Below are 23,663 nucleotides of genomic sequence, written 5' to 3'. Positions count from 1 at the left end.
GGCGTGCCCCATGGTGAACGCAAGGTTGATCCACGCTTAACAATAGCCGCTCCGGGCCGCTTTGGGCAGGCTTGGCCGTGGGCGGCCGGTGGTGATCATTGGCACAAGCTCCGGGGCCTCGCCGCACAATTGATGGCCTAATCCGCGCACGGGATGGCGGCCCGCTCCCGCCGCCGTCCGGTGGCGGGAGCTCCACGCATGGTGCGCCCCGCGTGGAAAGCGTTCTTCGGCGATTCGGGCAGGGGAGCGGTTCCTCGATGGCGGATCGGCATTTGACGGCGGTTGCCGCGGACGCCGAAAGGATCGTTGGTCCGGAACGGGTGAAGCCAGCGCATAGAATTGGGTCTGGTCCGCCATGGGGGAACCATGCCCTGGGCAGGTTCGGCCGACCACTGTTAGCGCAACACCAGACCCACAAATGATTGAGGCATCGAAGCCAGATGAATGAAAAGATCCCGAACGAACCGCACAAGGCCGTCTTGCGCACCGCGGTGGCCGCCACCGTCCTGATCGCCGTGGGCGCGTTCGTGCTGTCCTTCGCGGCCTTGACCGACCTGGCGCAGCGTTCGGGCATCGACGCGAACCTGGCATGGATCTGGCCGATCATCATTGACGGCATGATCGTGGCCTCCACCGTGGCCATCGTCGCGCTCAACGGCCACAACCGCCGCGCAATGATCTACCCCTGGACGCTGCTGTTCTTCGGTGCCATCGTCTCCACCGCAGCCAACTCGACCCACGCGATCCTCACGGTCGACTCCATCTCCAACGGCGTGCCCCCGCTGGTCTCGGCGCTCGTGGCCGCGATGCCTCCGGTGGTCCTGCTGGCCATCACCCACCTGACGGTGCACATGTACCAGAAGAAGGCCGAAGCCGCCGAGCTGCGCGCGGCTGCGGACTACGACGAGGAAGCCGTCGAATCCGAGAAATACGGGCTGGCCTACGACGACGGTTTCCAGGCGGCCATGAACGATGCGCAGGCCGCCGAGGCCGAGCGCCTCGCCGCTGCCAAGGACCAGCTGGCCGAGGCGACCGCACGGGCACGCGCCGAGGGCCTAGCCGAAGCCAAGAAGGCTCCAGTCGCCGCGATGGCCGGTGCAAGCACCGCGCCGAACGCCGCAGCCAAGGCCGGCGCTGCGAAGAACCAGGCGGCTTCCTCCAACGGAGCCAAGCCGGGAGCTTCGGGCAAGGTGCAGGCCATGGCCGGCACCGGCGCCTCCCCGCTCTATGACGAGGTTGCGCAGTCGCTGGATTCCAAGAACTGATCCACCAGTCAACCTTGCCGCAACGGCGAGGTGGGTGGCCGAGGCAGGTCGGCCAGGCCCGCGTTCCGGTGTTGCCGGGGGAAATGCCCCCGGCACCGGGCCGCGGGCTTTTCCGCGCCAGGGCGCACCCTCATGTCGGGACGGGCAATGCTCCCTCCGCCGTGCCTTCGCGGTGCCGGGCCGGTGCCGGTTGATAGGCTGATCCAAGAGCACCCCCAACCAGCCGTTTGTATGTAGGAGGCACGTGTGGGCACCCCCTGGGAAACCCTGGACGAATCATTGCGTGAAGAAGTCAGCGCCAGTGTGGAGCGCTATGCCGTAGCCCGCCCGATGCTCGAACGCGTTGCAGAGTCCATGCGGACCCGGATCGAGTCGCTCTTCGACGAGACGGAGAACACCCCGCTGTTCGTCGTCAGCCGCGTCAAGACCGTGTCGTCCTTCCGCGACAAGGCCTCCCGCATGCTGGTGGGGGAGGAGGGCGAGGAGCCGGCCCTGGAGTTCCCCAATCCGGTGCGCGAGATCCACGACCTGGTGGGCGTGCGCGTGATCGTGAAGCTGCCGCACGAGATCCGCGAGGCGGCCAACCTGATCAAGCGACGCCGCTCCGACTTCGACTGCCGCTCGGACCGGGAGAAGGACATCGGCTCGGTGGAGTCGGGAACCTACGGATATTCCTCGCGCCACCTGATCCTCAAGACCCGTGGCGAGGAAGTGGTCCGCGACTTCCAGGCGAAGCTCGGCGGGGACATCCGCATCACCGGGAACTTCGTCTTCGAGGTGCAGATCCGCACCATCCTGTCCCACGCCTGGAGCGAGATCGAGCACGACATCCGCTTCAAGAACGCCGAGCCGCGCGCCTGGAGCCCGCACATCGACAGGCAGTTCACCGCCACCGCCGCGATGCTCGAGGCCGTGGAAGACCAGTTCTCCGAGCTGCACGAACGCTTCCAGACCGTCACCGGGTTCTGGGACGCCGAGGGCGAGGGCGCCGTTCCGCTGACTGCCGAGCGCATCCAGTTCATCTGGCAGACGCTGCTGCCGCACGTGGACCGCAAGTCCGACGACGACTGGGGCTGGGCCGCGGAACTGCTGGCCGCCCACGACCTCTCCGGCACCCGGGAATTCGCCGCGCTGCTCCAGCCCAATGTCATCACCTCGGTGCGTGCGGCCCTGGACCACCGCTACTCGCCGGGCCCGGACCGATTGCTCGACGATGTGCTGCTGTGGCACTTCGGCACCCACCACATCCAGGCCACCAGCGGCGGGGACGCGCACCGCGCCGATTCGTTGCGCCGCCGCCTGGTGCAGATGGATGCGTACCGGGCCAAGCAGGCTGCGGACAAGCCCGTCCCGGCGCCCGCGGCCGGGTCCTCGGCATCCCCGGCCAAGCCGAACGACGTGCAGGTGGAGAAGGCCGAAGCGAAGGTTGATGCCAAGGCCGACGCAAAGCCGGACGCCAAGGGCACGGCCAAGTCCGCCGGAGCGAAGGCCGAGCCCCAGCCAACCAAGGGCGGCAGCGCCAGGTCCTGAAGCGCCCCGGCGGCGTGAGATTCGACGCATCTTCGGGCCAAAGTGCGGTTGACCCGCGTAGACTGGGTAGGTTGCCCAACAGGGCCCCAAAACTTTACCGAAAGGGTCACCGTGATTTCCGTTGCCGATTTGGAGCTGCGCGCCGGCGCACGCCTTCTCATGGAGGGCGTCTCGTTCCGCATCGACAAGGGCGACAAGATCGGCCTCGTCGGGCGCAATGGTGCCGGAAAGACCACCATGACCCGCGTGCTTGCCGGGGAAACGGCGCCCGCAGGCGGCTCGGTCACCTCCACCGGAACCATCGGCTACCTGCCGCAGGATCCGCGCACCCCCAACATGGAGCAGCTTGCCCGCGACCGCATCCTTTCGGCCCGCGGCCTGGACGTCATCGTCGGCAAGCTCAAGAAGTGCCAGGACGACATGGCCTCCGAGGATGCCGCGGTGGCAGCGAAGGCCATGCGCCAGTACGACCGCATCGAGGCCGAGTTCATTGCCGGCGGCGGGTACGCGGCCGAGTCCGAGGCCGCGGCGATCTCCAACAACTTGGCCCTGCCCGAGCGCCTGCTCAACCAGGCACTGTCCACCCTCTCCGGCGGCCAGCGCCGCCGCGTGGAACTGGCCCGCATCCTGTACGCGGATGCCGAGACGCTGCTGCTCGATGAGCCCACCAACCACCTTGACGCGGACTCGATCACCTGGCTGCGCGGCTTCCTGGCCAACCACCAGGGCGGCCTGCTGGTCATCTCGCACGACACCTCGCTGCTCGAGGCAACCGTCAACAAGGTCATCCACCTGGACGCCAACCGCGCCAGCATGGACGTGTACAACCTGGGCTGGAAGCGCTACCTGCAGCAGCGCGAGACCGACGAGCGGGCCCGCAAGCGCGAGCGCGCCAACACCGAGAAGAAGGCCACCACCTTGCTGGCGCAGGCCAACAAGATGAAGGCCCGCGCCTCGGGTGCCTCCGCTGCGCAGTCCATGCTCAAGCGCGTGGACCGGTTGATGGGCGGGCTGGACGAGGTCCGCGTCGCCGACCGCGTCGCAAACCTGCGCTTCCCGGATCCGGCCCCCTGCGGCAAGACCCCGCTGATGGCCGAGGGCCTGTCGAAGTCCTACGGTTCGCTGGAGATCTTCACCGATGTCTCCCTGGCCATCGACCGCGGCTCCAAGGTCGTCATCCTGGGCCTGAACGGCGCGGGCAAGACCACGCTGCTGCGCATGCTCGCCGGGGTGTCCAGCCCCGACACCGGCGACCTGGTCCCGGGCCACGGCCTGAAGATCGGGTACTTCGCCCAGGAGCACGACACCCTGGACGTGGACCGTTCGGTGCTGGAAAACATGCGCTCGGCGGCCCCGAGCCACATGGGCGACGCGGAGGTGCGCGGCATCCTGGGTTCCTTCATGTTCTCCGGCGACGACGTCTCCAAGCCGGCCGGGGTGCTCTCCGGCGGCGAGAAGACCCGCCTGGCCCTGGCCACGATCGTGGCCTCCAGCGCCAACGTGCTGCTGCTCGATGAGCCCACCAACAACCTGGACCCGGCCTCGCGCGCCGAGATCCTCGGCGCGCTGTCCAACTTCACGGGCGCCGTGGTCATGGTGTCCCACGACGAGGGCGCGGTTGCCGCGTTGAACCCGGACCGCGTGGTGCTGCTGCCCGACGGCGACGAGGATTTGTGGAACGACTCCTACCTGGAGCTTGTCACCCTGGCCTAACCCGGATTCGGCCCGCCTTCCCCCTTGTGCCAGTGGCACCCCGGGGCGAGGGCGGGCTTTTCCGTGTCCCGGGCCGGCCCCTCGCCGGCATCTTGCGCGCGGCACGGACCCGCGGTAGCTTCGGCATACCGGCCCCCGTGCGTTCAGGGGGAACGAAAACCAACCCCGGCGACGGAAAGGAAGCAACCGATGGGCGCCAGTCAGTGGAACATCGGCCCCGCGGCGGATGCGGCGGAGCTGCTCGCGGCCTCGGGGCTGTTCGACAACCCGGTCTCCGAGCACGGCGCGCGGGCCTTCCTGGGGATGCCCGGACACCACCTGCTGCTGGCGCGCAGCGGGGACGGAACCGCGGTCGGCTTCGTCTCGGGAGTGGAGATGCGGCACCCGGACAAGGACGCGGAGTTGTTCGTCTACGAACTGGGCGTGGACGGTTCGTTCAGGCAGCGGGGAATCGCCACGGCATTGTTGCGCGCCCTGGCCGCCCTCGGCCTGGAGCTGGGCTGCACGGGAATGTGGACCGGCACCGAACGCGCGAACGCCGCGGCCCTGGCGACCTATCGTTCGCTGGGTGCGGTCGTGGACGCCCAATCGGTGTTCGTCGAATGGGACTCGCTGGGCGCATCCTTCGCGACCTTGAAGGCGCCGGATAAGCCCTGAACGGGTGGAACCATCCGCCGGGACGAGGCTACTTGGTCCCGGAGATGCCGGCGTCGCGTTCGGCAGCCTGGCGTTCGAGTTCGTCGAGGTACGCGTCCTCGGTGGCCTCGTCGGTGGGGCTGCCGTCGCGGCGGACCAGCTTCTTGGGCTTCTTGCGCATGTGGTGCGCCTGGTGCAGCACCGGTTCCTCCCCGCGCAGGGCCGCCGCGGCAACCTCCTCGCGGTCCTCGCGGTTGATCCGCGCCTGCTGCTTGGCGGCATAGCCAAAGCCCACAAAGACCAGCACGCCGAAGGCGAACCACTGGAACATGTAGGACAGGTGCGGGCCCTCGTCTTCCTCGGGACGCTGCAGCTGGATCGGAGCCTCGGCCGCGGCCGGATCCTCCAGGTACATCAACCCGTAGCTTCCGGTGGCCACCGGGTAGCCGAGCTGCTGCTCGTAGGTGGGCAGGTCGATGGAGGCCAGCTGGCCCTCGGGAGCACCGCGGTCGAGCTTCGGCTCGCCGCCCTTGAGCCGGACGTCTACCTCGACGGTGCCGGCCGGGGGAGCCGGGATCGCATCCGGGCGCCCGGCGTTGTTGTTGCCGATGGGGAGGAACCCCCGGTCCACGATCACCACGGTCCCCTCGAGGGTGCGGAAGGGGACCAGGACCTCGTAGCCGGGGCGGGATCCGGAGATCCGGTTGCGCACCACCACCTGGTCCTCGGCCAGGTAACTGCCGCGCAGCGAAACCGGGGTCCACTTGCCATCGGCCGGCAATTGCTCGAAGAGCTGCTTTGCCTCGGCGAAGGGGACCGGTTCGGCGTCGTAGTTGCGTTTCACATGGGAAATCTCGGTCAGGGCGCCCTCCCGGCGGTCCATCTGCCATTTGCCCAGGAAGGTAAAGGTGGTGGCGAAGAGGCACACCAGGAGCAACCAGCCGATCCAGCGGGTGCTGGCCAGGAATCGATACACGCTGCTTTGTTCTCCTTAGGTGGTGGTGCCGGGGGCAGGGTCAACGAGCGGCAGGCGCTCCTTGAAGAGCAGCCGCTCGGAGAGGTAGTTTTCGAGCCAGTCGGCATGCTCGCCGCAGGCCAGCCAGGTTTTCCGGCGTTCCGGGGTGTGGATCTTGGGGTTGTTCCACAGCAGTTGCACGGTGGCGTCGTCCCGGCATCCCTTGCGGGAGCAGCGCGGGGGACCGGTGGGACCCTGCGGTGCCCCGCCGCCCAGGGAATCGAAGATGCTCACTGGGAACCGCCGCGGTGGTGCTGCCCGGCCAGGGGCTGTTCGGGCTGTTCCGGCTCCTCCAGGAAGGACCCGTCGATGGTCGTCGGTGCGTCGGCCGGGAAGGGGCCCGCGGCATCCGATTCGTAGGTGGCGGATGCGGCCGGGGCCGGGTGCACGGCTTCCGGGTTGGTGGCGGGTTCGGTGATGATTTCGCCGTCCTCGTCGATCTCGAAGGTCTCCCCGTCGCGGGGCGCGGCATCGGCGGGCGGTGATTCCTCTTCGGGGACGGTGGTTCCGGAGGTGAGCAGGCGGGGATCATCGCCCTCGAAGAACTCCGCCGGGGGCTGGCGCTTGGTCAGGTCGGCACCGCCGTTGGCGATCACCACCGCGATGTAGGGCAGCACGATGGCCCCGGCGAGGAACACCCACTGCAGCCATCCGTGCACGAAGAAGGCCGCAATGAAGCAGGCCAGGCGCACGGACATCGAGATGGTGTACTTCAGCACGCGGGAATGCTGCTCCGCGGCATGGGACTCTTGGGCCTCGGTGATCCGGTGGACCGGTGGGCCCTGGTCATGGTGGTGATGATTGCTATGTGGCTCGCTCATAGTTCTTCCGTCGATCCGTCACCCATCATTGTCTCACCGACCTGCGCCGGGGTACGAATCGGCCCGGTGCGCGGGCAGCGAACGTCCGCCCCGCGGTCCACCGGCCACGGTTGCGGGGGTGGCCGTGGCCGTGGCGGGGTGCAGGCAACAGCCGCGGCGGACGTGGTGCCGGAACACCTGGACCGCGCTCGGGCTAGGATTGGATCCGCAGCCCACCACCCACAACCAACAATTCCTTATGGAGGATCCATGTCCGAAACCCCCACCGGCCGCAGCGTTCTGGTCACCGGCGGCAACCGCGGTATCGGCCTGGCCATTGCCCGGGCCTTCGAAGCCAACGGCGACAAGGTCGCCATCACCTACCGCAGCGGCGAAGTCCCCGAGGGCCTGCTGGGCGTGAAGGCGGATGTGACCGACACCGCCTCCGTCGACGCCGCGTTCACCGAGGTCGAGGCCGCGCACGGTCCGGTCCAGGTGCTGGTGGCCAACGCCGGGGTCACCCGTGACATGCTGCTGCTGCGCATGAACGAGGACGATTTCACCTCGGTCATCGACACCAACCTCACCGGTGCGTTCCGCGTCATCAAGCGCGCGTCCAAGGGCATGATCAAGATGCGCAAGGGCCGTGTGGTGTTGATTTCCTCGGTCGTGGGTCTCTACGGCTCCCCGGGGCAGATCAACTATGCGGCTTCCAAGGCCGGCCTGGTGGGCATGGCCCGCTCGCTGACCCGCGAATTGGGCTCGCGCGGCATCACGGCGAACGTCGTGGCGCCCGGTTTCATCAACACGGACATGACCGCCGCGCTGCCCGAGGCCACGCAGAAGGGCTACCTGGCCTCGATCCCGGCGAACCGCTTTGCCGAGGCCGAGGAAGTGGCAAACGTGGTGCGCTGGGTGGCCAGCGACGAGGCCGCCTACATCTCCGGCGCCGTCATCCCGGTCGACGGCGGCCTGGGCATGGGGCACTGACCCCGGGCGAACTCGGCAGCCCCGCCATCGGGGGATAGCCAACAGCAGGGATCGACGGCCGTCACGGCATCCGTGGCGGCCGCATCTCCGTGCGCACCGCAGCGCTGCGGACGTGCCATCCGGGCGAAGCCTCGATCCCGGTTTCCGCGCCCGGCTGCGGCATGTTCAAAACCATATTCAGGATTAACATCTAGGTAAATTTTTGAGTTAGTCCGCTTTAAGGCCGCGTACGCCATGCGCGACCCCCACCGCCAACGAAAGCCCAGACCGAAAGGCCGTTCTCGGCCACCGGGGAACCGCCGCGGGGGAGCCGGGACCTCGCCGTTCCGGCTCCCTGGTGCAAATGCCCGCGATTTCCGCGGCGCGGTCCGCCGGAGGGGACCTGCCCGCGCTGCAACGAATAAACTGTTGGGGATACCGGCATCAAGACGCGTGCAGCCGCACCGCGTGCCTGCCGGGCCACGACGGGAAGAAGACGCCACCATGGAAACCCTCAAGGACCGCCTCCGCGCGGACATGACCGCACACCTCAAGGCCGGCAACAAGGTCGAACTCACCACCGTGCGGAACCTGCTCGGCGAGATCAACACCCGGGAAAAGGGCGGCAAGACACCCATTGAACTCGACGATGCCGCCGTGATTTCCCTGCTCCAGAAGGAAGCCGCACGCCGCCGCGAAACCGCCGTCACCTACACCAACGCCGGCCAGGGAGATCGCGCGGCCGCCGAGGAACAGGAAGCCGCCATCATCGAGGCGTACCTGCCCGCCGCGCTGAGCGAGGACGAGGCCAAGGTCATCGTCGCCGAGGCCGTCGCCACGCTGCGCGCCGAGGGCAATGAACTGGGCATGCGCCAGATGGGTTCGGTCATGAAGCTGGTCACCGAGAAGGTCGCCGGCCGCTTCGACGGCAAGGCCCTGAGCAACATGGTCCGCGCTGCACTGGCCTAGCTAGGCCCACCGGAGCGCGCTGCGGGCATCGGTTTCGGCGCGCCGGGCCGGTCGGAAGACCAAAACCGTTCCGCATGCCCCGGTAGCCTTGATGAGCCGATGCGGCCACGCACCGGTAAACACTTCGACACGATGCGGGATCTGGATGACTGGCTGGGCCGGAACGAACTGGCAATTTTTCGACGACGAGGACACCCAGACCAGGATCGGAGTCACCTTTGGCTACGGCCTGCTTGACGAAGAAGTCGCGGCCACCGGCTCGCTGTCGATGGCACTTTCCGCCTTGCGCACCGAATTGGCACGGCCCGTGGAACTGGGCGCAGGACGCACCGGCTTCCCCGAGGTCATTGCCGAAGCGGGGACAGACACCTCGACACTGCTGATCCGTGGCGCCACCGATACGGTCGCCGCCGCCTGGCGGCGGCTGCCGGGGCTCTTCGACGGTTGGATCGTCACCGACCAGACATCCGCGATGCGCCCGGAGCACCCGGTGTGGCCGGCGGACCTGGTGCGGCGCACCGGCCGCAACGCGGCGGCATTGGCGGGGATCCAGGTGAGCGCACCCGATGCACGTGAACGTGCCCGCGTGCTGCTGCCCCTGCTCGACCCCAAGTCCGAACGGATTCGAGCGGTGTTTTTCACCACCGACCAGTCCCTGGTGGGTCTCGGGTTCCCGGTCCGCGAAACCGACTCGGGCGCGGAACCTTCCCGGATATGGGCCGACGGCACGGCCAAACACGTCGGCGGTTCGGACGCGGGGCCCCTGCCGGAGGGCCCGGCCACACTGGTGCGGCGTGCCACGGGCAACGGCACCGGTTCGCTGCCCGTCAGCGAGGACCCGGTCCTGCTCTCCACCCTGGTGCCACGCTCCGCGGCCGGGCTGGCCGCAGCGGAACTGCTGCGCGCCCAGCTGGCGGCAACGGCAGCCAACGCGGGGCAGGATCCCGCCGCGATCGGCATCGACATGCTGGGCATCGGCGCGGAGTTCTGCGTCTTCCTCGTTGCGGAGAATCCGCTCGGGGAAGCGGCCCGGCAGCGCGTGCTCATGGACTTCAGCCGAACCATGGCCTTGGTCCCGGATCCCTGGGTCGAGGACGCGGTGCGGGAGACCCACCACGGGCTTTCCCCCCGGCTGGCCCGCGAACGCAGGGTGGTGGGCCTCGACGACGATCCGGGCACCGACACCGCCGGGGTGCGCCAGGTGCTCAGCCAGGCAACACAGTGCCTGCACCTGGCCCTGGAGCTGGGGTCACCCGACCCGCTCGATGCCGGGAAACGGGGCAGGGACGGGAAATCCGGACGTGAACGCATCTTTCGTTCCCTGCCCGGCGGGGACGTGACCACCGACAGGTCCGTCACGCTGGCCATCGGCGAGGGCTCGATTGCCCTGGGCACCCGGTCGGCAGGGCATGGGGGAGGCACCATGCACGAAACGCGCATGGAGATTGAAGCGATCCTTGCGGTCCTGGAGGATCCGGCCGGCACCCTGGCCATCATCGACGAGGACCAACGGGTGCTCACCTTCCACCCGCAGCTGTTCAAGCGACACAAAGTGCTTCAACGGTCCCTCGATCCGGTGCTCGGCGGGTTGCCGCGCCTGCTGATCAACAACGGCGCCGACCCGGCATCCATGCGGCAGCGCCGCGGGCGTGCCAAGCGGTGGCCGGCCTGGCTGATGGCCGGCTCCGCGGCGCTCGTTGCCTGCCTGGCGGTGATGATCGCGGTGACCAACATCGATGAGCCGCAGGTCACCGGGCGGATCACCATCGGCGAGACGGCCCAGCTGGGCAACGGAACCACGATCACCGCTACGGGCTTCGAACGCAGGCCGACGGCAGCGGAAGACGCGGAGTCCCAGGTGGCAGTCCAGGTGCGCTTCTGCGCCGGCTCCGACACCAAGGGCGCGGAATTTTCACCGGAAACGCAGCGCAGCGTGGCACCCGCGGACTTTGCGATGCTCAATCAGGAATATGCGTACGCGCGGCTCGTCGACAGCGACTCGCAGCTGCGCCGGGACACCCTTGCCCAGGGCCAATGCGCCGTCGGGGACCTGGTGTTCAAGGGCGTCGACCTTTCCGTTCCGCGCCTGGCCTACAAGAACGCGTTCGGCGACGACGTGGTTTGGTACAGCCCCGGGCAGGTGCCGCCGGCGCAGTAGGCGGCACCTGCCCGGGAGCAGGCCGCCCTGGACTAGACTTGTTTGGAGGATTCCTACAAGTCTGCTCCCCATGGAGTGCTGGCAGGATTGGAACCAGCGTCCGGGTATTTGTACGGACACCCCAAGTTCCCCCAGCACCGGCGGGGAACCAGTAATTTTCAAGCAGTGATGCACAAGGAGTGTAAATGACCGATCTCACGGGCAAGTCCGCGATCGTCACCGGGTCGTCCCGGGGCATTGGCGCCGAAGTAGCCAAGATCCTCGCCGCACAGGGTGCCGGCGTGGTCATCAACTACCGCCAGAAGGCACCGCGCGCCAACAAGATCGTTGCCGGCATCACCGAGGCCGGCGGCCGCGCGGTGGCCGTGGGCGCCGACCTGACCGGACCCGAGGGACCTGCCGCACTGGTCGATGCGGCCATCGAGAACTTCGGCTCGCTCGACGTGCTGGTGCTCAACGCCTCCGGCGGCATGGAATCGGGCCTCGGCGAGGACTACGCGCTGCGCCTGAACCGCGACGCCCAGGTCGCCATGCTCGAGGCCGCCACCGCGAAGATGGCCCCGGGCTCCCGCGTCGTGTTCGTCACCAGCCACCAGGCACACTTCATCGACCAGGTCGAAACCATGGACGCCTACGAGCCGGTGGCCCGCTCCAAGCGCGCCGGGGAGCTCGCGCTGCGCGAATTCATCCCGGCACTCGAGGCCAAGGGCATCACCTTCGTGGTGGTCTCCGGCGACATGATCGAGGGCACCATCACCGCGACGCTGCTGGACCGTGCCGAGCCCGGCGCGATCGAGGCCCGCCGTGCCGCCGCCGGCAAGCTGTACTCCGTGGTGGAGTTCGGCGGCGAGGTCGCAGCGATGGTCACCGCCGATGTCCCGACCGGCCACACCGAGTACGTCGGCGGGGCCGGCGACTTCCTCAAGAAGTAGCTCCGCGGTTCCCTCCCGCACGGCCCGCGGCCGGCAACCCAAGGATCCCCGCTTCCGATCACGGAGGCGGGGATCCTTGCACGTGTGCGCCTTCGGACCAGGACCGGTTCAGCTGCCGAGCAGGCCATCGACGTTGGGAAGGCCCTCGAACCGGGTGAAGGTGCCCTGCTCCGCGATCTCCCGCGCGGCCCCCAGGAACCCGTCCCAGGCGGTGCGCGCCAGCGTGCCGCCCACGCTGATCCGGCGCACCCCGAGCTCCGCCGCTTGTGCGACGGTGGTGAAGGGGGCGTTGACCAGCAGGTTCACCGGCTTGGGGGCCACCGCGGCAACGATGGCCGAGACATGCGCGAGGGACACGATCCACGGGGCGTAGAGGCAATCGGCGCCGGCCTGTGCAAAGGCACGCAGGCGGCGGATCGTCTCGTCGATGTCGGGGCGTCCATGGACGAAGCCCTCGGAGCGCCCGGTGAGCAAGACACCCGTTCCGCTGCGGTCGATCGCTTCGCGTGCGGCCCGGATGCGCGCCACGGCCAGCTCGAAATCGAAAAGCGGATCCTCCGGGTCGCCCGAGGCATCCTCGATGGACAGCCCCGCGACCCCCGTGGACACGGCCCTGGCGACGTTTGCCCCCACCTCGTCGGGATCGACCGCGTAGCCGCCCTCGAAGTCCGCGTTCACCGGAACGCGCACGGAATCCACGATGGTGCGCAGATGGGCGAGCACCTGGTCGATGTTGCCCGAGCGGTCGGGGTGGCCGGTCGTCCAGGCGAACCCCGAACTGGTCGTCGCCAGCGCCTTGAAGCCCAGCTGTTCCAGGGCGCGGGCGCTGCCGGCATCCCACGGGTTGGGCATCACGAAGCACCCGCCGGAGTGCAAGCGGTGGAACGCGGCGACACGGTCATCGGACCTGGGCATGGCACACCTCGGTTGTGGTTCGGTTCCCAGACTCTACGCGCGGGGCAAGGCCCCGACAAGGGGGCCTTCACCGGTGCCGCTGCGGGGAACCGGCCGACGGGTGTCACCTCCCGGTGTTCAGGATCCGCACCAGGGAGCGCAAGCCAAAGACGAATCCGCCCAAGGCGAGGGTGTAGCCCAGGAACTGGTAGAGCCGCAGGTTCTGCGCCAGCATGGGTCCGGAGTCGGAGACCATCAGCAGGATGCTGCCGATGATCGCGGCGATGGAGATCCCGGCGATGATGCCCTCGTGGACCAGCCCCGTGAGGAAGCCGCGGTCCGCGGGGGAGGCAAATTGCCGGACGTTGACCTGCAGGTTCCCGCTTTCGATTTTTTCATTCAGCATGGACAGGTTCCGCGGCAGCCGCTGCAGCGTCGAGATGAAGCCGATCGCGTTTGAGGCCAGCATGTTCCGAAGCGCCTCGGGCGTGGTCATGGCCGAGATCCACGTCAGTGACCGCCGTTGTGCCTCCGCGATGACGTCGAAACCCGGATCCAGCAGCTTGATGGTTCCCTCCAGTGCGCCGATGGCCCGCAAGGCGCCGGCCAGTTGCGGCGGGACGCCCAGGGAATGTCTGTGGAGCAGCCCGAACAGCTTGGTGAAGAGCACACCGGGCGAACCCTCCAGGTGCGTGAGCAGGATGCCCATGCCCCGCTCAAGGGCGCGCCGGTCCAGCGCGGGCGCCCGCTCCACCATTTCCAGCAGGCGGTCGGTGGCCGCGACGTTGTCGTCAGCCTGGACGGCCACGATGAATCCCGCCAACGACATCCGGGTGTCGCGCCCGAGGCGTCCCACCGCACCGAAGTCCAGCAGTGCCAGGGCGGGCCCTGCGGGAGCGTCGCTGCTCGGGCCGGAGGGGCGCAGCACCAGGATGTTCCCCGGATGCAGGTCGGAGTGGAAGACGCCGGCGACGATCACCTGCTGCAGGATTCCGTCAAAGAGCTCCGTGGCCAGCCTCCGGCGGGAATCGGGGGTTTCGGCCTCCAGGCAGGCCTCGCCCAGCGGCTCGCCGTCGAGGCGCTCCATGACCAGCACCTTGTTGGAGGAGTATTGCGGGTAGACCGCCGGGATCTTCAGTGCGGGATTGCCCGCCGCCACCGCACGCATGTTTGCCAGTTCAACGGTGTAGTCCAATTCCTCGCGCAGCGAGACCCCGAAACCCACGGCGAGGGATTCGAGCCCGAGCGCCCGGCCCCAGGTGGTGCGCCGTTCGAGCATCCGCGCGAACCGCTCGATGATGTCCAGGTCGACCTTGACCTGCTTGCGGGCCGTCGGACGCTGGATCTTGACCACGACGCGCTGCCCGGTCCTGAGCACCGCGGTGTGCACCTGCGCCACCGAGGCGGAGGCCAGCGGCTCCGGGTCGATCGAGGCGAAGACCTCGTCCGCGTCCCGGCCCAGGGCCGCCTCCAGCAGCGGGCGCAAGGCGCCGAAGGGTTCCGGTTCGGCGCGCGTCTGGAGCAGGGACAACTCGGCATTGTATTCCGGGGGCAGCGCATCGGCCCGGGTGGAAAGCATCTGGCCGAGCTTGATGAACGTGACCCCGGACTTGCCCAGCGTGGCGGCCAGGGACCGGGCCGTCCGGGCCGCCTCCGGGGTCCCGCCCTGCATCGACCGCGCGTTGACCGGGCGCAGCAGGCCCTCGCGGAAGGCGGTCCTGGTGACCTGCAGGTAGCGTTTGCGCCGCGCGCCCGATGCCCGCAGCGAGCTCACCATGCCCCACGGGGTTCCCAGGCTGCCGGTGGGCCACAGCACCTCCACGGCCACCAGCAGCCCGGTGCCCAGCGCGAAGGCCCAGGCGATCGAGAGGCCGAACAGCATGAGCGTGGGCACCACCGCCCGCGCAGCGTCTTCGGCGTCGACGATCCCGGAGTGGGCCAGGAAGACGGTGGTCAGCGGGGCGCCGCCGAAACAGACGACCAGGCCGACGCCGAAGGAGCGGGGCCATCCGACCGGGACTCCCAGGATGCGCCGCACGGCAAAGGCCGCGGCCAAGGCGAAGAGCACCGTCAGGACCGCGGAGAGCAGCAGGAGGGGGAGGAACGCTGGGGTGCCGGTCGGATCCAATCTCGGGCTCCAGGTGGGTAGGCGACAGGAGAAGAACCGGGCCGTGACAGGTGCGCTTTTGCGGCCCACGGGTCCAGACTACGTGAAACGACCCGTTGCCGACATGGGGGCAGATACACAGGAGGCGCCCGTCGCCCGGTGTCGGGTGTCGGACGCCTCCTGGGCGGGCGATGCGGGCCGCGGTTAGGGCTTCTTGCCGCAGACGACCTTGTTCCAGGGCTGGTAGGTCCAGGACTTGGTCTCCGCCGGAAGCGTCTTCTCGGCCGAGGTCCGCGAACGCGTGACGTTGATGGAGAAGCCCTTCTTGCCGCCGCTTTCCGGCACGCATTTTTCCGCCGGGTTGTAGGTGGTGCGCGGGTTGGTGAAGTTGTACTTCGCGCTCGAGGTCGACTTCACGGTCCAGTAGTCGGTGGACCACAGGCGCGTGTGCACCCGGCCGCCGCCGACCCAGGCCTCGATCATGACGGCATAGGGGGTGTTGTTCTTCCACGCCATGTCGACCTGGCCCTCCCAGAGGGTGGCCTCGCGGCCGGCGGGGTAGCGCTCGAACCAGCGGCTGTGCGGCTTGTGGGTGATGTCGTCGTAGCCGGCCAGGAACCCGGCGTTGTACATCTGGGTGGAGATCTGCGAGAGCCCGCCGCCCACGGCCTCGGTGGCAAAGCCGTTGACCACCACGCCGGAGCCGTAGTATCCGTTGGCGGTGGTGATCGGGCCCAGGGCCTTTTCCAGCGAGAAGGTCTCCCCGGGCATCACCAGCACGCCGTTGAGCCGCTTGGAGCCGGCGTAGAGGTTCTTGGTGCGCACGGTGTCGGAGGCCGGGTACGGGGTGGAGAAGTTCACGATGGCTTCCTTCACGCCCAGCTTCTTCGCCGCCTCGGTGGTCAGCTTCGGAACCGTGGTGGCCAGCTTGACCTTGGCGGTGCGGTCCTTGTCCAGGGAGGCGGCCAGCACCAGCTTGTCCAGGCCCTCCGCGTCGATGGACTTGCCGGTTGCCGAGGGTATCACGGTGGGCTTGCCGCCGGAGAGCACTATCCGTGCGTCCTTGGCGGAGGACTTGAACCCGTCGGAACCCTCGCTGGCGGCTTCGGCCAGCTTCTTCGGATCCAGGGACATGGTCACCGCGTCGTCGGCGATCTTGAAGGATGCGGCCGCGGCCAGTTGGGCCGGGGACAGCGAGGCGCTGGATTTCCCGTCGGTGAGCTTGATCGGGCCTTCGACCAGCGGCTTGGCGGTCTCCTCGAGCGCCTTTTCAAGGGTCTCCTGGGAGGTCTTGGGGGCGGTGAGCGTGGCCGGAAGCGCGATGGGGTCCGCGGCGTCGAACCAACCGTTGGCAAGCACCGTCACCGACTCGTCGAGGTTCAGCTCCACGCCGGTGACGGGCTTGGTCAGCACGGGCTTGGCGCCGTCGAAGGCCAGCTTGCCCTCGGTGGTCTTGGCTGCGAACTTCGGTGCCAGCGCCTCCACGGCGCCGCGAAGCTTGGCGTCGTCGACGTCCAGGACCGGCTCGATGTGCAGCTGCCCGGTGACGCGCTTGATGAGGTTGGCCGGGTTCAGGTCGAAGCCGGTGAGCCCGTCGAGGGTCCGGTCGATGTCCAGGCCCAGGCCGGCGGTGGCCGGATCGAGGGTTTCTTCCTTCCCGTTGACCGCCACGGTGATCTTCTTGGCGGCCTCGGGGGAGAGCTTGTGCTCGAGCACCTGGCGTGCGGCCTCCGCCGAGAGCGAGCCGACGTTGACCCCGTGCACCGTGGTGTTGGCGGGGATCTGCGATCCTACAAAGGCGGCGGCGCCGGCGTAGAGGCCTGCGGCCAGTGCGACGGACGCGCCGGCTATGAGCCAGCCGCGGCGCGACTTGCGTTCCGGGCCGCGCTGTCTGCGACCCAATTCTTCACTAAGCAAAACGACTGGTTTCTCTTCCATCGGGGGCACGCCGGCGTACCGTGACTTGGGCGGCGACGCACAGCACCGTGGCCGTGCCGCCCTTTGCATCCTACCGGGGGGCTCCAAACGACGGAGTAATTAACCGGTCATTAGTAGCAAATCGTTATGAGATCCCTACCAAGTTGGCGATGATGTCCAGCCGCGGCAGGTCGATGCGGGCATCGGCGGCATCGCGCAGCAACGGCTTGGCGTTGAACGCCACGCCCAGCCCCGCGGCCCCGACCATGTCCAGGTCGTTGGCACCGTCGCCGGCGGCGATGGTGTGTTCCATCGAGATGCCCAGCTCCTTGGCCCAGGTGCGCAGCATCACTTCCTTGAAGGCGCGGTCCACGACGGTGCCGTCCACGGTCCCGGTCAGCTTGCCCTCGGCGATGACCAGGTCGTTGGCCCGGGCGAAGTCCAGGCCGAGCTCGGCGGCCAGCGGATCAAGGATCTGGGCGAAGCCCCCGGAAACCACCGCGATGTGGTGCCCCGCGGCCTTGAAGGCCGCGATCAGCTCGGCGGCCCCGTCGGAAAGTTCCAGGCGCGCACGCACCGCGTCGATCACCGCCGCGTCAAGCCCGGCCAGCGTTGCCACGCGGGCGTGCAGCGAGGCGGCGAAGTCCAGCTCCCCGCGCATCGCGGACTCGGTGACCGCCGTGACCTCGGCTTCGCGGCCCGCGTGGGCGGCGAGCAGCTCGATGACTTCCTGCTTGATCAGGGTCGAGTCCACGTCCATCACCAGCAACAGCTTCTTGGCGCGCACCAGTTCGGCCGGGACCACGGCGATCGCGGTGCCGCGCACCGCGGGATCCTCGGAGCGGGCCAGCTGGGCGTCCAGCGGGTTCACCAGGGCGCGGAGCTGGCGCACCGTGCCGGCAACCTCCCAGCGTGCCCCGCTGCGCCCGGTGCCGGTGAACCCCGCCTCCTCGATGACCTCGTGGCCGGCCGCGGCCAGGGTGCGACGCAGCCCGACGGGTTCGGGGCAGGAGGCTGCGGCGGAATAAAAGACGATGAAGGCGGTGGATTGCATTCCTGTATTCTCCCGTGGCGTGGCACGTTGGCCCAAAACGGGGTGCGCTTTGTTGCGCGGAACACCGCGGCAGCCGTCCGGCCGGGTCCGGTTGGGCCAAAACCGGGTCACTGGCCTAGTGTTTTACCCATGAATGAAGTGCTGGGCCTGGCCGACGTCTCCGTGGTACGCGGACGCAAAGACTTACTGACCGATATCAACTGGCAGGTAAAGGAGGGCGAGCGTTGGGTGGTGCTGGGGCCCAACGGCGCCGGAAAAACCACGCTGCTGCAGATCGCCGGTGCCCGCATGCACCCCACCCGCGGTGTCGCGGGCGTGCTGGGCGAGGTGCTCGGGGCCGTCGACGTCTTTGAGCTGCGCCCGCGCATCGGCCTGTCCTCCGCGGCCCTGGCCAGCCACATCCCCGAGGGCGAGAACGTGCTCAACGTCGTGCTGACCGCCTCCTACGGGATGACCGGGCGCTGGCGCGAGGCCTACGAGAAGATGGACGAGCGCCGTGCGTTCGCCCTGCTCCACGACTGGGGCATGTCCACCATGATCAACCGCCCCTTCGCAACCCTGTCCGAAGGGGAGCGCAAGCGCGTGCAGATCGCCAGGGCGCTGATGACCGACCCGGAACTGCTGCTGCTCGACGAGCCCGGAGCCGGACTCGACCTGGCCGGCCGCGAGGACCTGGTGGCCCGGCTGAGCGAGCTGGCCGCCGACGAGGAGGCCCCGGCGATGGTGCTGGTCACCCACCACCTCGAGGAGGTCCCGCCGGGCTTCACCCACGTGCTGCTGCTGCGCGAGGGCCGCGTGGTCGCCGCCGGCCCCCTCGAGACGACGTTGACCGAGGAGAACCTCTCGGAGACCTTCAACACGCCCCTGAGCCTGCGGGCCGAGGGCGGGCGCTACAGCGCCGTCGCCAAGCGCTAGCCCCGGCAGCCTTTTTGAGGTGTGCCGCATCCCGCTTCCGGGGTGCGGCACACCTGTTACGACGCACTTTCAACTATTTCAGGAGCTGTATCCGGCGTGGACTTGTGGCGCGACATCATCATCTTCTTCGCGGGCCTCTGGGCCGGGACCATCAACACCATCGTCGGATCCGGAACCCTGGTCACCTTCCCGGTGCTGGTGGCCCTGGGGTTCGCTCCGGTCAACGCGGTGGTCTCCAACGCCATGGGCCTGGTCGCCGGAGGGTTCTCCGGGGCCTGGGGCTACCGGCGGGAGGCAGCCAGCGTCTGGCGCACGATGCTCAAGCTGGTCCCGGTCTCGCTGGTCGGCGGGCTGATCGGCGCCTGGCTGCTGCTGCACCTGCCCGACACCGTGTTCGGCTACGTCGCCCCGGTGCTGATCGTGCTCGCGCTGCTGCTGGTGATCTTCCAGCCGCGGCTCTCGGCCTGGGCGAAGTCGCGGCAGGCCGCCAGTGTCGGGGTCAACCCGGACGAGGCCGACCGGACGCGCATCGGGCCAACGCTCTACATCCTGGTGTTCCTCATCGGCATCTACGGCGGCTACTTCACCGCCGCCCAGGGCATCTTGCTGATGGCCGTGTTCGGGATCTTCCTGCATGCCTCCCTGCAGCAGTCCAACGCCATCAAGGTGGTGCTGTCCCTGGTGGTGAACCTGGTCGCGGCGATCTCCTACCTGATCTTCGCTCCCGAACGCATCCACTGGCCGGTGGTGCTGCTGATCGCCGTGGGTTCGCTCATCGGCGGCTTCATCGGGGCGAAGGTCGGGCGCAGGCTTTCCCCGGGCTGGCTGCGCGCGGTCATCGTGGTCCTGGGCCTGGTGGCCCTGGCCAACATGGTCGCCAAGCTCTTCATGGGTTCCTGATGCCCCCGGATTTCGACGTCGAGGCGGCCCTCCGCCCGGGGGCGGGCCCGGGCCTGGGGGAGCGGCTGGTGTTCCTGCACACGGCCCAGGACCCGCGGATCGCCGACTACGCGGCGCTCTCCGACGCGGCGCTGCGTCGGCAGGCGGACCCGGCCAACGGCCGCTACATCGCCGAGGGCGCCAAGGTCATCGGCCGCGCCCTGGCCGCCGGACACAGCCCGCGCTCCTTCTTCATGGCGCCCAAGCGGCTGGCCGGGCTCGCCGAGGTGCTTGAGGCGCACCCGGGGGTGCCCGTCTTCGTCGGGCCCGACGAGGTGCTCGAGGCGGTCACCGGGTTCCACCTGCACCGCGGGGCCCTGGCCGCGATCCACCGGCCCGCACCGCTGGAGCTTGCCGAGGTCCTTCGCACGGCAAGCCGGGTCGCGGTGCTCGAGGACATGGTCGACCACGCCAACCTGGGTGCGATCTTCCGCTCCGCGGCGGCCCTGGGCATCGATGCGGTGCTGCTGACCCCGCGCAGCGCCGACCCGCTCTACCGCCGGGCCGTGCGGGTGTCGATGGGCGCGGTGTTCCAGGTCCCGTGGGTGCGCCTGGAATCCTGGCCCGGGGACCTGCAGGCGCTTTCCGCGGCCGGATTCCAGGTGGCGGCGATGGAGCTGACCGAACGAGCCGAGCGCATCGACGCGGTGGCCGCGCTGGAGGTCCCCAGGCTCGCGCTGGTGCTGGGCACCGAGGGCGCCGGGGTGTCCGACGCGGTGCTGGAGGCCGTCGACCGCCACGTGATGATCCCGATGCGACCGGGCATGGATTCGCTCAACGTGGCTGCCGCCGCTGCGGTCGCCTTCTGGGAACTGCGTCTCCGCACCCCCTGAGCGAAGGTTCGGCGGCCGGCAACCGCCCTGCGACCTGCGCGCGAATTGCGAAATCCTTGGGTTGTTCGGCTACACTGGAACGTCGGCTTCGTGATCCCGCAAGCCGGTTTTGCACATTTGGTCGCTGGCAAAATCCAGTGACGTGAACAAAGGTTTTTCCATGAAGGCTGATACCCACCCGCAGTACAACACGATCGTGTTCAACGACCTCGCCTCGGGCGAGAAGTTCCTGACGCGCTCGACCGCGAAGAGCAACAAGACCATCGAGTGGGAAGACGGCAACACCTACCCGGTCATCGACGTCGAAATCTCGGCTGCCTCGCACCCGTTCTACACCGGCAAGCAGCGCATCATGGACTCGGCCGGCCGCGTCGAGCGCTTCAACGCACGCTTCAAGGGCTTCGGCGGCAAGAAGTAATTCTTCCCCCCGCAACGCCTGCACACGGGACCTTCCCTTCGGGAGGGTCCCGTTGCTGTTTAACCCGCCACGTCCCACCCCGAAAACCGGCCCCGGCGGACGGGCACCGGGCGCCGCTTGGCGGGGTGCGGTGCCCGGTGGATAGGATGGAGTCCATGACACAGGGCTATACGCATCATGGTGAATACAAGGTGGTCGGCGGCAAGTTGGTGGTCGTCGACCTGGTCGTGGCGGACGGGAAGATCGCCGTCGCTTCGCTGAACGGGGACTTCTTCCTGGAGCCCGACGAGGCACTGGTCGACCTGAACGAGGCCCTGGTGGGCCTGCCGGAAAACGTCGAACACTCCGTGGTGCGCGATGCCGTGGCAGCGGGACTGCGCGAGGGAGCGGTGATGTTCGGGTTCGACGCCGATGCCGTGGCCCGGGTGGTGCGCCGCGCGCTGGGCCACGCGACCTCCTGGGCCGACCACCGGTGGGAAGTCATCGGACCCGAGACCATGCCGATCATCGAGAACGTGGCCCTCGACGAGGTGCTGGCCCGCCAGGTCGCCTCCGGGGAACGCGGGCCGAGCCTGCGCATCTGGGACTGGAACGACTCGGGCGTGGTGATCGGATCCTTCCAGTCGGTGCGCAACGAGGTCGATGCGCAGGCCGCGGCCGAACACGGCATCCAGGTCATCCGGCGGATCAGCGGGGGAGGTGCGATGTTCATGGAGGCGGGAAACTGCATCACCTACTCGCTCTACCTGCCCTCGTCGCTGGTCGACGGCATGAGCTTCGCCGACTCCTACCCGTTCCTTGACGCCTGGGTCATGGAGGCCCTGGCCACGGTGGGCGTGAAGGCGCACTACAAGCCGCTGAACGACATCGCCACCGACTCCGGGAAGATCGGCGGGGCCGCGCAGAAGCGGCTGGCCGGCGGCGTGGTGCTGCACCACGTGACCATGAGCTACGACATCGATGCGGAAAAGATGCTGCAGGTGCTGCGCATCGGCCGGGAGAAGATCTCCGACAAGGGCATCGCCTCCGCGGTCAAGCGCGTGGATCCGCTCAAAAGCCAGTCGCGGCTCGGCCGCGCGGAAATCATCTCCGCCATGATCGACACCTTCACCCGCCGATACGACGCTTCCACCGGGGCGGTCGATGCGGCCACGCGGGAGGCGGCCCGCCAGCTGGCGGCCTCGAAGTTCGCCACCGAGGCCTGGACCGCGCGGGTCCCGTAAGGGCGCTGCCCAAAGGCCCGCGCGGGCCCGGGGATCAACCGCCCGGACCCGCGCGGGCCACCTGGTCTCAGGCGAAGGCCGGCACGGCGTCCGCGCGCGGGGATCCGGCCAGCTGCCAGGAACCAAGCACCGCGCAGGTGATGGCCGCCGAGCGTTCGGCGGCGTCATCGACGTGGGTGAGGAAGTCCGCGTCGGAGGCCGGCCCGCAGAGGTCGGAGATCCCGCGGATCGCCAGGAACGGGGCGCCGAACGAGGCACAGGTCTGGGCGATCGCCGAGGATTCCATGTCGGTGGCCAGCACGCCGTCGAACTGCCCCTTGATGACGGCGGAGCGTTCGTGGCCGACGAAGGAATAGCTGGAGACCAGCAGCCCGTGGTGCACGGTCTGCACGATGCCGTGCCCGGGGGTGCCGATGTCGCTGGCTTCGAGCAGGGCCTGCGGCACCGGGTAGGAGGCGGGCATGCCCGGGACCTGCCCGAGCTCGTAGCCGAAGGCGCGCGCGTCGGCATCGGCGTTGATGACCGCCGATCCGACGACTACGTCTCCCACCCGCACGGACTCTCCCAGACCGCCGGCGCTGCCGGCGCTGATGACCAGCGGCGCGGGGGCCCCGGGGGCCTCCCGGCCCGCGCGCAGCAGGGCCGCGGTGGCGGCGCCGGTCGCATTGACCAGGCCGATGCCGCCGCGCACGAAGAGCACGTTAAGCCCGTCAAGGGTGCCGGTGCGCTGGATCGAGTTGCCGATGCGCACTTCTTCGCCCACCGCGGAGGCCCGCTCGAGGAACGGGAGGGTTTCTTCCTCCATGGCGGTGATGATAACGACGTCGATCGGGCTCACGCGGTGACCTGTTCCCAGACGGCACGGGCGGCCAGGAAGGCGCGGGCGGCGTCCTGGGCGTCGGCGAGCGAGTGGTTGGCGCCCCAGCCGCACTGGATTTCGTTGGCGGCGGGGACCTCGGTGGCCTTGAGCACGTCGGTGAGGGTGGCCTCGATGAGGTTCGAGGTCCCCGGGACGTCGGGTTCGCCCTGCAGGATCAGGTAGTAGCCGGTCTGGCAGCCCATGGGGGAGAAATCGATGACGGAGTCCGAGTGGTTGCGGGAGGACTCGGCGAACAGGTGCTCCAGGGAGTGGATGGCCTTCATGTCCAGGTGGGCCACATTCGGCTGGGTGAATCGCACGTCATATTTGGTAATGACGTCCCCCTGCGGGAGCACCTTGCGGTCCGCGACGCGCACATAGGGTGCCGCGACCGTGCGGTGGTCGAGGTTGAAGGACTCAACATTCATGCGTTCAGGGTTCATGGTTGCGCTTTCCTGCCGGTGTTTTGGTCCCGGGCCTGCCCGGGCGCGGGACGTGTTTCCCCAATTCTATCCGG

At 68.6% G+C, this 23,663-nt stretch carries 22 protein-coding genes; 13 read left to right on the top strand and 9 right to left on the bottom strand.

Annotated elements, in window-relative coordinates; translation table 11 throughout:
• Positions 1-440 precede the first annotated feature (440 nt).
• From FPY90_RS04060 to FPY90_RS04045, 4 genes are all read left to right on the top strand, one after another.
• Positions 441-1,265, top strand: a complete 825-nt coding sequence (locus tag FPY90_RS04060) for a DUF2637 domain-containing protein (RefSeq protein WP_071214945.1) — start codon at positions 441-443, stop codon at positions 1,263-1,265.
• A 246-nt stretch (positions 1,266-1,511) separates the two neighbouring features.
• A complete protein-coding gene (locus FPY90_RS04055; RefSeq protein WP_498683970.1) occupies positions 1,512-2,795 on the top strand; it encodes a GTP pyrophosphokinase in 1,284 nt (427 codons plus the stop codon).
• A gap of 111 nt (positions 2,796-2,906) precedes the next feature.
• Positions 2,907-4,508 carry an ABC-F family ATP-binding cassette domain-containing protein gene (locus tag FPY90_RS04050; protein ID WP_071214947.1) on the top strand — a complete coding sequence of 534 codons (1,602 nt, stop codon included), beginning with the start codon at positions 2,907-2,909 and terminating at the stop codon, positions 4,506-4,508.
• 189 nt (positions 4,509-4,697) lie between these two features.
• Positions 4,698-5,165 (top strand): GNAT family N-acetyltransferase, encoded by a 468-nt coding sequence (locus tag FPY90_RS04045; RefSeq protein ID WP_498683967.1) that lies wholly within the window; start codon positions 4,698-4,700, stop codon positions 5,163-5,165.
• Between the two features lie 28 nt (positions 5,166-5,193).
• Here the strand turns inward: FPY90_RS04045 and FPY90_RS04040 are convergent, their stop codons facing one another.
• The 3 genes from FPY90_RS04040 to FPY90_RS04030 are packed head-to-tail and all read right to left on the bottom strand — an operon-like array spanning position 5,194 to position 6,980.
• Entirely contained in the window at positions 5,194-6,120 is a 927-nt protein-coding gene (locus FPY90_RS04040) for an SURF1 family cytochrome oxidase biogenesis protein (protein ID WP_498683965.1), read from the bottom strand.
• 15 nt (positions 6,121-6,135) lie between these two features.
• Positions 6,136-6,393: an acetone carboxylase gene (locus tag FPY90_RS04035; RefSeq protein ID WP_498683964.1), complete on the bottom strand. Its 258-nt coding sequence runs from the start codon at positions 6,391-6,393 to the stop codon at positions 6,136-6,138.
• Positions 6,390-6,980, bottom strand: coding sequence for a DUF3099 domain-containing protein (locus tag FPY90_RS04030; protein WP_498683962.1), 591 nt, complete (start codon positions 6,978-6,980; stop codon positions 6,390-6,392). The genes FPY90_RS04035 and FPY90_RS04030 overlap by 4 nt, the downstream gene beginning before the upstream one ends.
• Positions 6,981-7,229: 249 nt before the next feature.
• Here FPY90_RS04030 and fabG point away from each other — a divergent pair, with 249 nt between their 5' ends.
• The 4 genes from fabG to FPY90_RS04010 all read left to right on the top strand — a co-directional run bounded on the left by fabG (position 7,230) and on the right by FPY90_RS04010 (position 11,987).
• On the top strand, positions 7,230-7,949 hold the full coding sequence (gene fabG, locus FPY90_RS04025; RefSeq protein ID WP_071214952.1) for a 3-oxoacyl-ACP reductase FabG: 720 nt from the start codon (positions 7,230-7,232) through the stop codon (positions 7,947-7,949).
• A gap of 483 nt (positions 7,950-8,432) precedes the next feature.
• Complete coding sequence (locus tag FPY90_RS04020; protein WP_071214953.1) at positions 8,433-8,897, top strand: GatB/YqeY domain-containing protein; 465 nt, start codon at positions 8,433-8,435, stop codon at positions 8,895-8,897.
• Between the two features lie 145 nt (positions 8,898-9,042).
• Positions 9,043-11,055: a hypothetical protein gene (locus FPY90_RS04015; protein ID WP_498683959.1), complete on the top strand. Its 2,013-nt coding sequence runs from the start codon at positions 9,043-9,045 to the stop codon at positions 11,053-11,055.
• Positions 11,056-11,240: 185 nt separating this feature from the next.
• Positions 11,241-11,987, top strand: a complete 747-nt coding sequence (locus FPY90_RS04010) for an SDR family oxidoreductase (protein WP_071214955.1) — start codon at positions 11,241-11,243, stop codon at positions 11,985-11,987.
• Positions 11,988-12,095: 108 nt separating this feature from the next.
• Here the strand turns inward: FPY90_RS04010 and FPY90_RS04005 are convergent, their stop codons facing one another.
• The 4 genes from FPY90_RS04005 to serB all read right to left on the bottom strand — a co-directional run bounded on the left by FPY90_RS04005 (position 12,096) and on the right by serB (position 17,959).
• Positions 12,096-12,902, bottom strand: a complete 807-nt coding sequence (locus tag FPY90_RS04005) for an isocitrate lyase/PEP mutase family protein (RefSeq protein ID WP_071214956.1) — start codon at positions 12,900-12,902, stop codon at positions 12,096-12,098.
• Positions 12,903-13,005: 103 nt separating this feature from the next.
• Positions 13,006-15,009, bottom strand: coding sequence for an ABC1 kinase family protein (locus FPY90_RS04000; RefSeq protein ID WP_498683956.1), 2,004 nt, complete (start codon positions 15,007-15,009; stop codon positions 13,006-13,008).
• A 183-nt stretch (positions 15,010-15,192) separates the two neighbouring features.
• Positions 15,193-16,890: a VanW family protein gene (locus FPY90_RS03995; RefSeq protein WP_071214958.1), complete on the bottom strand. Its 1,698-nt coding sequence runs from the start codon at positions 16,888-16,890 to the stop codon at positions 15,193-15,195.
• 160 nt (positions 16,891-17,050) lie between these two features.
• A complete protein-coding gene (serB, locus tag FPY90_RS03990; RefSeq protein WP_071214959.1) occupies positions 17,051-17,959 on the bottom strand; it encodes a phosphoserine phosphatase SerB in 909 nt (302 codons plus the stop codon).
• Positions 17,960-18,088: 129 nt separating this feature from the next.
• On the opposite strand from serB, the gene FPY90_RS03985 reads away from it, so the two are divergent.
• The 5 genes from FPY90_RS03985 to lplAB all read left to right on the top strand — a co-directional run bounded on the left by FPY90_RS03985 (position 18,089) and on the right by lplAB (position 22,287).
• The gene (locus FPY90_RS03985; RefSeq protein ID WP_071214960.1) at positions 18,089-18,874 is read left to right on the top strand and encodes an ABC transporter ATP-binding protein; all 786 of its coding nucleotides are present in this window, start codon (positions 18,089-18,091) and stop codon (positions 18,872-18,874) included.
• 96 nt (positions 18,875-18,970) lie between these two features.
• Positions 18,971-19,774 (top strand): sulfite exporter TauE/SafE family protein, encoded by an 804-nt coding sequence (locus FPY90_RS03980; protein WP_071214961.1) that lies wholly within the window; start codon positions 18,971-18,973, stop codon positions 19,772-19,774.
• Positions 19,774-20,646, top strand: coding sequence for a TrmH family RNA methyltransferase (locus FPY90_RS03975; protein ID WP_498683953.1), 873 nt, complete (start codon positions 19,774-19,776; stop codon positions 20,644-20,646). Before FPY90_RS03980 ends, FPY90_RS03975 begins: the two co-directional genes overlap by 1 nt.
• A gap of 160 nt (positions 20,647-20,806) precedes the next feature.
• Positions 20,807-21,064, top strand: a complete 258-nt coding sequence (locus tag FPY90_RS03970; RefSeq protein ID WP_071215183.1) for a type B 50S ribosomal protein L31 — start codon at positions 20,807-20,809, stop codon at positions 21,062-21,064.
• Positions 21,065-21,219: 155 nt separating this feature from the next.
• Positions 21,220-22,287 carry a lipoate-protein ligase LplAB gene (lplAB, locus tag FPY90_RS03965; protein ID WP_498683951.1) on the top strand — a complete coding sequence of 356 codons (1,068 nt, stop codon included), beginning with the start codon at positions 21,220-21,222 and terminating at the stop codon, positions 22,285-22,287.
• 67 nt (positions 22,288-22,354) lie between these two features.
• On the opposite strand, the gene mtnN is transcribed toward lplAB, so the two are convergent.
• Both mtnN and FPY90_RS03955 read right to left on the bottom strand, forming a co-directional pair.
• Complete coding sequence (gene mtnN / locus FPY90_RS03960; RefSeq protein WP_498683949.1) at positions 22,355-23,125, bottom strand: 5'-methylthioadenosine/S-adenosylhomocysteine nucleosidase; 771 nt, start codon at positions 23,123-23,125, stop codon at positions 22,355-22,357.
• Complete coding sequence (locus FPY90_RS03955) at positions 23,122-23,589, bottom strand: S-ribosylhomocysteine lyase (protein WP_498683948.1); 468 nt, start codon at positions 23,587-23,589, stop codon at positions 23,122-23,124. The genes mtnN and FPY90_RS03955 overlap by 4 nt, the downstream gene beginning before the upstream one ends.
• Positions 23,590-23,663 lie beyond the last annotated feature (74 nt).

The sequence above is a fragment of the Arthrobacter sp. C2 genome (assembly GCA_024207135.1).
Classification (GTDB): domain Bacteria; phylum Actinomycetota; class Actinomycetes; order Actinomycetales; family Micrococcaceae; genus Paeniglutamicibacter.
This window is presented reverse-complemented; position numbering and strand designations above follow the sequence as displayed.